Here is an 11,426-nt window from a genome sequence, read left to right on the forward strand (position 1 = left end):
GGCTAATTAGAGGAACAGGAGAGCTGTCAAATATTCGTGAGTTTGTATAATAAAACCAGACAAAGTATACAAAATGTACATATTTTTCATTCAATAGATTTTTAAAAGCTCTATTTTGGCTTTAAAATTTGTTCAAAACATTTGTTTTTTTAATCATAAAGTACTGAATTTGAGTCCATGAACGAATTCAGTATACCTCCTGGAGCGGCCGTACTGTTCGTGGATATGAACAGTTTTTTTGCCAGTTGTGAACAGCAGGACAATTTTTACCTGCGGGGACGACCTGTGGCGGTATGCGTGTATACGGGCCAATATGGCTGTGTCATTGCTCCTTCCATCGAAGCAAAAAAACGTGGGATTAAGTTAGGAATGCGATTGAATGAAGCCATACGCCTCTGTCCGGATTTGGTACCGCTCACGACTACGCCGGACAAGTACCGTGACTACCACACGAAGATCATGCAGATCCTACGCCGGTTTTCGGATCAGGTCATTCCCCGGAGTATCGACGAAGCCATCGTCATTTTAAGTAATCACCGACTCATCTACCACGATCTCGAACCCGTAGCTCGGGCCATTAAAAAAGCCATTCATCAGGAAGTAGGCGATTATCTACAGTGTTCGATCGGTATTGCTCCCAATGCGTTTCTGGCCAAACTGGGTTCGGATTTAATCAAGCCGAATGGACTAACGGTTATTTCTCCTGGTAATATTGATTTAATCCTGAATCAGCTTGAACTGACGGATTTACCCGGTATTGGTCACGGCATGGCCCAACGTCTGCAAAAGTCCGGGATCGAAACGCCCCTCCAGCTTCGCTACGCCGATCCGGAGTTTTTACGGGCGGCGTGTCGCAGTATCGTAGGCTGGCACTGGCATCTGCGACTTAATTTCTACGAAGTCGATACCGAGTACACTTCTGCTTACAAGAGCATGCAGGCCATGCGGCAGCTCTCACGTAGTCAGCGGCGGTCGCCGGAGATCTTGCAACAGATTCTGTTTATGCTTTGCCAGACCCTGGAGCGTCGGATGGTACAGCAAAGCGTCTTCTGTAAAACGGCCCATTTCTGGGCTAAATACGAGGAAGGCCGAACCTATCAGGATGATATGCAATTTCAAACACCTGTGCAGGACGGCGTAGCTTTATTTAATCTGATACTGAAACGGGCACAAACCAAGGCTCAGTGGAATCACTCCTCCGAATCGCTATTCAATTCCGGATTGGTAGCTCTCGGAATTGGCGTACATCAGTTTATTCCTGATCAATTGGTGCAGTATCAGTTGTTTGAAGACAATGTGCGAAAAGATAAACTCCGGAAAGTATACTACGAACTTCGTGATAAACACGGGTCCCGAAAAGTCATGCGGGCAGCTGAAGTTTCCGAAAATCCGCCCATGCAGGATGTGATTGGTTTTGGGTCCGTAAAAGACCTCTACGGTAGAATCACACCCGACTGGATGAGCGAGTGAAAGATTGAGGCCTTGAAAACGTGGACAACGCAGTTTTTACTCGTAAACCTGTATACCTTTGAAAAAACTTACGGATCACTATACGTTGATCATAACCTCTTTGTAACTATGAATTACCGCAGATTTGGCCGTACTGATTGGAAGGTTTCTGAGATGGGTTACGGCATGTGGGGACTCGCGGGCTGGACGGGTTCCGATATTGAAGAAGTGAATCGTTCGCTGGATCGCTCGGTGGAATTAGGCTGTAACTTTTTTGATACGGCTTGGGGCTACGGAGCCGGTAAAAGCGAAGAAATTTTAGGGGAGTTGTTGAAACGAAATCCCGAAAAACGATTGTATGCGGCTACGAAAATTCCACCTAAAAACTTCAGGTGGCCTTCCAAGCCGGACTATACGCTGAGTGAATGCTTTCCGGCCGAACACATCATTGAATACACCGAAAAAAGTCTGAAAAACCTGAAGGTTGAACAGATTGACCTGCAACAGTTTCACGTTTGGGAAGACGCTTGGGCTGATCAGGACGACTGGAAAGAAGCCGTTGAAAAACTGACGAAAGAAGGGAAAGTGGCCCACTGGGGCATTTCGGTGAATCGTTGGGAGCCGGATAATGTACTGCAAACCCTGCGTACGGGATTGATTTCTTCGGTACAGGTAATCTACAACATCTTTGATCAGGCTCCGGAAGATAATTTGTTCCCGCTTTGTAAGGAACTCGATGTTGCCGTAATTGCTCGGGTACCCTTCGACGAAGGCACCCTAACGGGTAATCTGACCAAGGATACTACGTTTCCGGCGGACGACTGGCGTTCCACCTACTTCGTTCCCGAGAACCTGAATGCCAGCGTCGATCACGCCGAAGCGTTGAAGCCGCTGGTTCCGGAAGGAATGAACTTGCCCGAAATGGCTTTACGCTTTATCTTGAGCAATCCCGACGTCGGAACGATCATTCCGGGGATGCGAAAAATCCGTAATGTCGAAGCCAATATGGCTACTGCCGATGGCAAAGGCCTTTCTACGGAACTACTGGACGAACTCAAAAATCACCGCTGGGACCGTACGCCTACGGAGTGGAGTCAATAGCGTAATGCCTTGTTTAGTAGGGAAGTATACCGTTCGTCGGGTATATATAATGGGCTCTGGACCGTTGTATATACCCGACGAAAATGAATCTGGGGAGTGGAACCTTCATAAATCTATGACTCGATTCTCCCGGTAACTCGGGGTATCTATCCCTTCCTAACGTCTTTTGTCTATATTAGAAAAGGATTTAGTATCCGTTTGGGTCGAAAGCAGAGTTAGGCTCCTACTAAATTCTTTCAGTACCTGTCCCAAGGATTGCTACCCTACATGAAAAAAGTTGTCACTTTTGGCGAGGTTATGCTCCGGCTCAGTACGCCGGGCTTCGCCCGTTTTGTTCAGACTACAAGTCTAAATGTGAATTTCGGTGGTGGAGAAGCCAACGTGGCAGCCGCTCTGGCGTACCTCGGCATTCCAGCCAGTCACGTAACTCGGTTTCCCGATAACGATTGGGGATACGCCGCTGCGGCGGCCTACCGTCGGTATGGCGTGGAAACGCAGGATATTTTATACGGCGGAGATCGTATTGGTACTTATTTCCTGGAAACCGGAGCCATGATGCGGGCCAGCCGTATCATTTACGATCGTACAAATTCAGCCTTTGCTCAGCTTGACCCGAAGGAACTCGATTGGGAGCATATCCTGGCGGATGCTCAGTGGTTTCATTTTACGGGCATCGCCCCAGCAATTTCCGAAGGAGCTGCTCAGGCCTGTCGCGACGCCATTGCCGTAGCGAATCGGATGAGTATCACGGTTTCAGCGGATGTTAATTCCCGAAAAAACCTCTGGAAATGGGGATCTACTGCGGCTGAAGTCATGACCGAGCTAACGGCCGGTTGCGATGTAATTGTTTGTGGGAAAGGCGACGCCGAAGAGTTATTCGATATTACGCCCAACACGCAGGAAAAGGGCTTTATTTCCATTTGCCGACAAATTCAGGAGAAGTTTCCCCGCGTCAAAAAGATCATCAATACCAAACGGGGCTCTCTTTCGGCTTCGCACAACACCCTACAAGGACGTTGCTGGAATGGCGAAGACCTTGTACAGACTTTGACGCACGAGATGGTACCGATGGTGGACCGAATCGGTGGGGGAGATGCCTTCCTGGCTGGGTTCATATACGGACAAATTCAAGGCTTTTCCGATCAGAAATCCATTGATTTCGCGACGGCAGCTTCCGCATTAAAACACAGCATCGAAGGCGATTTCAATCTGGCCTCCGTAGCCGAAATCGAAACCGTCATGAGCGGCGACACGAGCGGACGGCTGAGTCGATAGGTACAGTTTTCAGTTTTGGGTTTTCAGTTAAACCGTTCAACCTTAAAGTCATCTAGGATTCACAGATAGACTTAAACTGAAAACTGAAGACAGCGGACTGAAAACTGAAAACAGTAAACTGAAAACTAAAACATGGCAAGTTTCACCCGTTTGCAGGTTTATCAAACCTTACTGGAAAATCCGATTATGCCGATTTTCCACCATAATGATTTAGAAGTAGCGAAGAAAATCCTGACGGCCTGCTACGAAGGGGGCATTCGGATTTGTGAATTTACGAACCGTGGCGATTACGCTCATGAAACGTACTCCGAACTGCGGAAATTTGGTAAGAAAAACTTCCCTGATCTGGTGGTTGGAGCGGGTACCATTGTGGATGCGGCTTCGGCTACGCTGTTCATTCAGCTAGGAGCGGATTTCGTAGTAGCTCCAGTCTTGCATCAGGATGTAGCGATCACTTGTAACCGTCGGAAAATTGCCTGGATGCCGGGTTGTTTCACCCTTTCGGAAATCTCCAAAGCCGAAGAGTGGGGAGCGGAAATCGTCAAGTTATTCCCCGGCCAAGCGTCCTCACCCGATTTTGTGAAAGCCATCAAAGGCCCCATGCCCTGGACGGATATTGTAGTAACGGGCGGCGTAGAACCTACCGAAGCCAGTCTGAAAAGCTGGTTCGATGCGGGTGCACGCGGTGTCGGAATTGGTTCACAGCTTTTCCCGAAAGCATTGGTAGAAGCGAATGAATGGCAGGCTATTGCCGATAAAATTACGGAGGCCGTTCGCGTAGCGAAATCTCTGAAGGCATAAACTTACCGAACTACTTGTACCTGAAGATCGCTGGTTACTGGCGATCTTTTTATTTTTGTGGCTGATTTGATTTTCCCTTGAAAACAGCCTGTATTTTTCTCGTAACATTCGTCATCAGCTTTTTGGGTTCGGTCCATCCAGGGCCAGTGAATCTATCGGTTATACAAGCCGTATTGAGGAAAAATTTCTACGCTGCTTTGTGGATAGGTTTGGGTGGAGCAATCGTTGAAATTCCGTACGGCTATCTGGCTTTGCAGGGCGTGCAATTTGTTGAACGTTACCCCAGTTGGCTTAAATCCCTGCAGTTACTCGTCATCCCAGTTCTGTTTCTGTTAGGTATCGCTGCGTTACTGCGAAAACCCAATACTCAGCAAGAGCTTCCCCAATCTAGTACACCCCGCTGGGCCTTTGCCAAGGGCTTATTTCTGTCTTTTTTAAATGGCCAACTGCCTTTGTACTGGTTTGCCATTCTACTAAATTATCAGGCTTATCACTGGCTCAAAGTACAATCCGGCTGGCACGAGTTAGGCTTTGTCATGGGAGCCAGCTTAGGGGCTTTCGCCTTGCAGTTCAGTTACGCAAAGCTGGCCTTACGCTACGAAAACCAATTACTCAAACACATTAAGATTGAGTGGATGGAGCGAATCATCGGTCTACTTTTCATCGCCGTAGGGCTTTGGCAAACGTTCCTGTACTGGTGGAATTAAGGAAAATGGTCTGGAATACCTTTTTGACAAATAGACCTACCTAGGGTTGCGAGAATACCCACCTCTCAGCCCAGACCATCATGAAAATTTTATGGATTTTTACAGTAACCTTTATTATCGGTTGTCTGGGTTCTATTTACCCGGGACCGGTCAAGCTTAGTATTGTGCAGGTAGTTATGCAAAAAAACCTGCGGGTAGGCTTATGGGCTGCCATAGGAGCGTCTTTACCTGAGATATTAGGCAGTGCATTGGCCATTTACAGCTTTCGCTGGTTGCAGCAGGTACCCGATGTACTGATCTGGTTTCAATGGTCGGTCATTCCTATCCTGCTGATCATCGGATTTCTTACCTTGCAAAAGAAGTCAACTCCTGATGTAGAAAAGCAGGAAAGTGCATCGCCCGCCAATCGGTCAGCTTTCACGAAAGCGATGGTATTGAACTTGTGTAATCCGCAGTTGGTACCCTTTTGGCTGGTCACCACAGTATGGTTCAATAGCAAGCCGGGTTTATCGCTGGACTCGTTTGGACATGAGCTGTTCTTTATCCTTGGAGCTACGGGAGGTTCATTTGCGATGAACTACCTGTATGCCAAACTAACGTCGGTAAACCGAGAGCGTATTCTGGATAAAATTCAGCCCCAAACCATCCGGTTACTGACGGGTTGGGGCTTCATCTTATTGGGTGTATGGCAGGCAGTACAGGCGTTCGCTTAAGCCTCTTCGCCCTGTAGCTGTTTCTCGTAAAGTTCCCGATACGCTCCGTTTCGCTTCATCAATTCTTCGTGCGTACCCTGTTCCACAATGGCACCGTCATCGAGTAGTACAATCTGATCGGCCAGTTTAGCCGAAGAAACCCGGTGACTGATGATGACCGACGTACGGTTCGCCATGATGCCTTTCAGGTTATTCAGAATCGTCGCTTCCGTTTGCGTATCCACGGCCGATAGGCAGTCATCCAGAATCAGAATCTTGGGTTCACGAGCAATCGCTCGGGCAATGCTAAGGCGTTGTTTCTGTCCACCGGAAAGCGTAATCCCGCGTTCACCAATTTTGGTGTCGAATCCTTCGGGGAAGTCTACGATGTTCGCGTACAAGTCTGCATCCCGAACTGCTTGAACTACTTTTTCCTGCGAAAGATCCGGTAAGCCAAAGCGAACGTTGTTGGAAATTGTATCTGAGAACAAGAAGACATCCTGCGGTACGTAACCCATCTGACGACGTAGGGCCGGAATCTGATACGATTGAATCGGCGTTTGGTCAATCAGAATATCCCCCGAAGAAGCGTCGTACATCCGCGTGAGTAAACTGGCTAACGTACTCTTACCCGAACCTGTACCGCCCAGGATTGCTACGGTTTCTCCCGCCTTGATGCGGAGGTTGAAATTTTTCAAAGCCACGATCCCCGAATCTGGGTAAATGAACGTGACGTGTTTAAACTCCACATCACCCGCAATTTCTTTCTCCAGATTTTCCGTAGAAATCAGGTCCGTTTTCTGATTCAGAAACTCATTGATCCGTTCCTGCGAAGCCGCTGCCCGCTGGATTTGCGAGGTCGTCCAGCCCAGAGCCGTTACGGGCCAGGTCAGCATGTTCACGTAAATCAGAAACTCGGCAATGTTACCGGGCGTCAATCGACCCGCAATGACTTCCTGCCCCCCCACGTATACGCAAAGAATGTTCGATAAACCCACCAAGACAAAAATTAGCGGAGTAAACATGGAGTCTACTTTGGTCAGACTCAGGGATTTATTACGGTAGCTCTCGGATTGCTTTTCGAACTGCCGGGTGGAGAACGTTTCCTGTACGTACGCTTTCAGTACCCGAATACCGGAAAAAGCTTCCTGGGCGTTGGTGGAAAGCTGAGACAGATTCCGCTGAATTTCTTCCGAACGTTTGTTCATAACGCTCGACACGAAGAAGATACTGATCGAAAGTATCGGTAAGGGTAACAGCACATAAAAAGTTAGGTGCGGACTAACGGACACCATATAGCTGATTACCATAATGAACAGCGTAATCAGGTTGAGTCCGTACATGATACTGGGGCCTACGTACATCCGTACTTTCGAGACGTCCTCGGAGATACGGGCCATCAGATCACCCGTGTTGTGCCGCCGGTAAAAACTCAGGGGGAGCGTTTGGTAGTGATTATAAATCTCATTCTTCAGATCATACTCAATCAGGCGGGACATGACAATGAGCGTTTGCCGAACCAGAAAGAGAAAAACCCCTTTCAGTAAGGCCATCGCCAGAATGAGCAGACCGTAAATGAGAATGTTATACGAGAAATCCTGGTAGATATTAGCCTGTACCTTGGTGCCATCGAAGAGGAAGTACAAATCCAGTGTTTCCTTTACCAGATCCAGCGAATGCCGGACAATCTGGGCGGGAATAATTCCAAAAAGGTTGGAAATAATGGTAAACAATGTTCCCAGAAACAGGGTACCCTTGTACTTCCAGAGGTATTTATTGAGATAAGCGAGGGATTTCAATGGATTCGATTTTCAGTTGCCAGTCTTCAGTTTACAATTTTCGGTTTGTCGTCTACAGTAGTTTAGTTATTAGCCATTGAAGGCAAATAAAGAATAGATGAGCTGGATAATCAAAATGCTCAAAAGCTTCATATCTAGCTAAGAAGGGTATCGTCAGCTAGTACAACTGAAAACAGTAGACCGAAAACTGTAAACTGAAAACAAAGATAGTCAGGATTGGTTCGCTTCTTTGGGAATTGAAGGGTACGAATGCTTGATTCTCGTCTATTTCATATTCTGAAGCCATTATTATTCTACTCATGCAGACTCGCTATGCACACCACCCTGATGACGTTCGGCATTATGATACCGACCGTTTGCGGGAACAATTCCTGGTAGAGAACGTCATTGCCGACGATCAAATCCAGTTTACGTATTCGCACTATGACCGTTTTATTGTGGGAGGCGTGAAACCCGTTAGTCAGGAAATTTCACTACCTACCTACGACGAATTACGTGCCAACTACTTCCTCGAACGCCGCGAACTGGGTATCATCAACGTTGGCGGTCCGGGCATCGTTTCGGCCAACGAAGAACGCTACGAGCTTAGCAAATACGAAGCGTTGTACCTGGGTAAAGGCACGATGAACGTAACCTTTGCCAGTGCTGATCCGGCTCAGCCTGCGGTATTCTACCTGGCTTCAACACCCGCTCACCGGATTTGCCCCAATGCCAAACTGACGAAAGAAGGCGCTTCGCCCGTCAACGCTGGTTCGAAAGAAACGGCCAATGAACGGACGATTTATAAATACATCCACGCGGAAGGCCTGGAGTCCTGCCAGCTGGTTATGGGCCTTACGATTCTCAGTACAGGTAGCATTTGGAATACGATTCCGGCTCACGTACACGATCGTCGGATGGAAGCGTATTTCTATTTTGACGTTCCCGAAAATCAGCGGGTATTTCACTTTATGGGTGAACCCCAACAGACCCGGCACTTGCTGGTGAACAACTATCAGGCAATCTTATCGCCGCCGTGGTCCATTCACTCGGGAGCGGGTACGTCGAACTATTCGTTTATCTGGGCAATGGCCGGAGAAAACTATACGTACACCGATATGGATCTGGTGGATTTAAAGAATCTGAAGTAAGTTAATCTTCGATGTATAGCAGTAAAAAAGCCCGAATCCGGATTCATTCTGGATTCGGGCTTTTGTGTATTTAAGGGGAAATACGAAGCGATTCAATTATTTTCGAACGTTCGTACCACCGCTCGTTTCTTCCACCATGCTTAGAAAATTACTCGCTCTACTCTTCCTGACTACATCGCTGAGTCAAGCCCAATCATCGTTCGTACTCATTCCAGACCGCGTATTCGACGGAATGGACGTGTATACGGGTTGGCAGGTACTGGTAACCGGAACTCAGATTCGTGCCGTAGGACCCAACTTGCAGCCGCCCGCCGGAGCCGAGGTTATCGTACTGAAAAATCAAACCTTACTGCCGGGATTGATCGAGGGCCATTCGCACCTGTTCCTGCATCCGTATAATGAGACCTCCTGGGACGATCAGGTATTACGGGAATCGCCTATGGAACGGGCCGCCCGGGCCGTGGTACACGCCGAAAAAACGTTACTGGCGGGTTTTACGACCGTACGGGATTTGGGTACTGAAGGAGCCGATTTTGATGACGTTGGGCTCAAACAAACCATCGAGAAAGGGATCATTCCCGGCCCTCGCATGATTACGGTAGGCCGGGCCTTGATCGCTACGGGTAGTTACGGACCCAAAGGCTACAACACCCGCACTAACGTACCGCAGGGAGCCGAAGAAGCCGATGGACAGGATCGACTTATTCAGGCCGTACGCGGACAAATTGGCCGCGGTATTGATGTTGTAAAAATTTACGCGGATTACCGCTGGGGACTCATGGGTGAGGCTAAGCCAACCTTTCTCCAGGAGGAAATCGAGTTAATGGTGAAAGTAGCGGCCTCGTCGGGACGTTCAGTCATTGCTCACGCGTCTACCGAAGAAGGCATCCGGCGAGCGATTCTGGGCGGTTGCAAAACCATCGAACACGGAGACGTCGGGACGCTTGAGTTATTTCGATTGATGAAAAGCAAAGGCGTTGCGTATTGCCCCACCTTAGCCGCTAGTGATGCTATCAGTCAGTACCGGGGCTGGAAAAAAGGACAGGATCCCGAACCGGAGCGAATAGTACAGAAACGAAAAAGCTTTAAAGCGGCTCTCGAATCCGGCGTGACGATTGTGATGGGTGGAGATGTGGGTGTATTCACACACGGCGACAATGTACGCGAAATGGAACTCATGCAAGAATATGGGATGAAACCGCTCGACGTGCTTCGATCCGCTACTTCGGTACCCGCCCAAGTGTTTGGGCAGCCGAAGCTGGGCGAAGTAAAGACCGGAAAACTCGCGGATTTGATTGCCGTTGAAGGTGATCCTACCCAGCAGATCAACCAACTACGAAAAGTGAAGTTGGTCATGAAAGATGGGAAGTTGTACAAGCGATAGTCAGTCTCTAAAAACTGGCAATAATCAAATATAGGTTCAGTACGAAAATAATCGCTGCAATGATCCAGCTGGTGATACTCAGCCACCGCGAATTAACGAACGAACCCATCAGACTCTTTTGGGAAGTGAACCAAACCAGCGGCACTACCGCAAAGCTGAGCTGAATAGACAGGACGACCTGACTGAATACCAACAGTTCAGACGTGCCTTTTTCGCCGTACAAAAGCGTAGCGACAAACGCCGGAATGATGGCGATGGACCGAGTAAGAAGTCGGCGAATCCAGGGTTTCAGACGTAAATTCAGAAAGCCTTCCATCACGATCTGACCGGCCAGTGTACCCGTTACCGTCGAGTTTTGACCCGCTGCCAGCAGGGCTACGGCGAAGGAAATGCCGGCCAGCTTTACGCCCAGAACGGGGTCGAGTAAACGATGGGCATCCGTAATGTCAGCAACGCTTTGATTGCCTGTACTGTGAAAAGCCGCCGCCGCCACAATCAGGATAGACGCATTGATGAAAAAAGCCAGAAACAGAGACAGGGTAGAATCAAGCGTAGCAAACTTCACGGCTTCCCGGCGACCTCTTTCATCACGCGTGAAGCCTCGCGTTTGGACGATGCTACTGTGCAGGTACAGATTGTGCGGCATTACGGTAGCTCCCAGAATCCCGATCGCCACGTACAATTTATGCCGATCCATGACAATTTCAGGCCGGGGGATCAGGTTCTGAACAATGGCTGGCAAACTCGGATGGGAAGCCACCATCTGATAAATGAAACAGCAGAGGATAACGAAAATAAGCCCACCTACGATGCTTTCCAGGGCCCGAAAACCCCGATTCTGAAAGTACAGAATCACCAATACGTCAAGAATCGTAATGACTACGCCGACGGTGAGCGGTAACCCAAAGAGTAGATTAAGGGCAATGGCTGATCCCAGTACTTCCGCGACATCAGTCGCAGCAATGGCAATTTCAGCCAGTATCCACAAGGTTAAACCAACCGGACGAGAAAACTGATCGCGGCAGGCTTGAGCCAGATCACGACCCGTAGCAATACCCAGTTTCAGAGCCAGGTGTTGTAACACCATC

The 11,426-nt window shown here is 48.6% G+C and carries 10 protein-coding genes; 8 read left to right on the plus strand and 2 right to left on the minus strand.

Going from position 1 to position 11,426, the window contains the following annotated elements; translation table 11 throughout:
• Positions 1–177 precede the first annotated feature (177 nt).
• The 6 genes from ACOJTG_RS23575 (at position 178) to ACOJTG_RS23600 (ending at position 6,046) form a co-directional block, all read left to right on the plus strand.
• Positions 178–1,470: a DNA polymerase Y family protein gene (locus ACOJTG_RS23575; protein WP_420156056.1), complete on the plus strand. Its 1,293-nt coding sequence runs from the start codon at positions 178–180 to the stop codon at positions 1,468–1,470.
• Positions 1,471–1,578: 108 nt separating this feature from the next.
• Entirely contained in the window at positions 1,579–2,550 is a 972-nt protein-coding gene (locus ACOJTG_RS23580; RefSeq protein WP_420156057.1) for an aldo/keto reductase, read from the plus strand.
• A gap of 267 nt (positions 2,551–2,817) precedes the next feature.
• The gene (locus ACOJTG_RS23585) at positions 2,818–3,825 is read left to right on the plus strand and encodes a PfkB family carbohydrate kinase (protein WP_420156058.1); all 1,008 of its coding nucleotides are present in this window, start codon (positions 2,818–2,820) and stop codon (positions 3,823–3,825) included.
• Positions 3,826–3,957: 132 nt separating this feature from the next.
• Complete coding sequence (locus ACOJTG_RS23590) at positions 3,958–4,626, plus strand: bifunctional 4-hydroxy-2-oxoglutarate aldolase/2-dehydro-3-deoxy-phosphogluconate aldolase (protein ID WP_102201313.1); 669 nt, start codon at positions 3,958–3,960, stop codon at positions 4,624–4,626.
• A gap of 122 nt (positions 4,627–4,748) precedes the next feature.
• Positions 4,749–5,333, plus strand: coding sequence for a LysE family translocator (locus ACOJTG_RS23595; RefSeq protein ID WP_420156064.1), 585 nt, complete (start codon positions 4,749–4,751; stop codon positions 5,331–5,333).
• Between the two features lie 80 nt (positions 5,334–5,413).
• Positions 5,414–6,046, plus strand: coding sequence for a LysE family translocator (locus tag ACOJTG_RS23600; RefSeq protein ID WP_420156059.1), 633 nt, complete (start codon positions 5,414–5,416; stop codon positions 6,044–6,046).
• On the opposite strand, the gene ACOJTG_RS23605 is transcribed toward ACOJTG_RS23600, so the two are convergent.
• A complete protein-coding gene (locus tag ACOJTG_RS23605) occupies positions 6,043–7,824 on the minus strand; it encodes an ABC transporter ATP-binding protein (RefSeq protein ID WP_420156060.1) in 1,782 nt (593 codons plus the stop codon). The two genes, ACOJTG_RS23600 and ACOJTG_RS23605, sit on opposite strands and share 4 nt — an antisense overlap.
• Positions 7,825–8,123: 299 nt before the next feature.
• Here ACOJTG_RS23605 and kduI point away from each other — a divergent pair, with 299 nt between their 5' ends.
• Together kduI and ACOJTG_RS23615 are read left to right on the plus strand one after the other, a co-directional pair.
• The gene (kduI, locus tag ACOJTG_RS23610) at positions 8,124–8,954 is read left to right on the plus strand and encodes a 5-dehydro-4-deoxy-D-glucuronate isomerase (protein ID WP_102201309.1); all 831 of its coding nucleotides are present in this window, start codon (positions 8,124–8,126) and stop codon (positions 8,952–8,954) included.
• Positions 8,955–9,090: 136 nt separating this feature from the next.
• Positions 9,091–10,338, plus strand: a complete 1,248-nt coding sequence (locus ACOJTG_RS23615; protein WP_420156061.1) for an amidohydrolase family protein — start codon at positions 9,091–9,093, stop codon at positions 10,336–10,338.
• A 7-nt stretch (positions 10,339–10,345) separates the two neighbouring features.
• Here the strand turns inward: ACOJTG_RS23615 and ACOJTG_RS23620 are convergent.
• Positions 10,346–11,426, minus strand: a 1,081-nt coding sequence (locus ACOJTG_RS23620) for an Nramp family divalent metal transporter (RefSeq protein ID WP_420156062.1), incomplete at its 5' end; no start/stop codon positions are given.

The sequence above is a fragment of the Siphonobacter sp. genome (assembly GCF_048595215.1).
In the GTDB taxonomy this organism is placed as follows: domain Bacteria; phylum Bacteroidota; class Bacteroidia; order Cytophagales; family Spirosomataceae; genus Siphonobacter.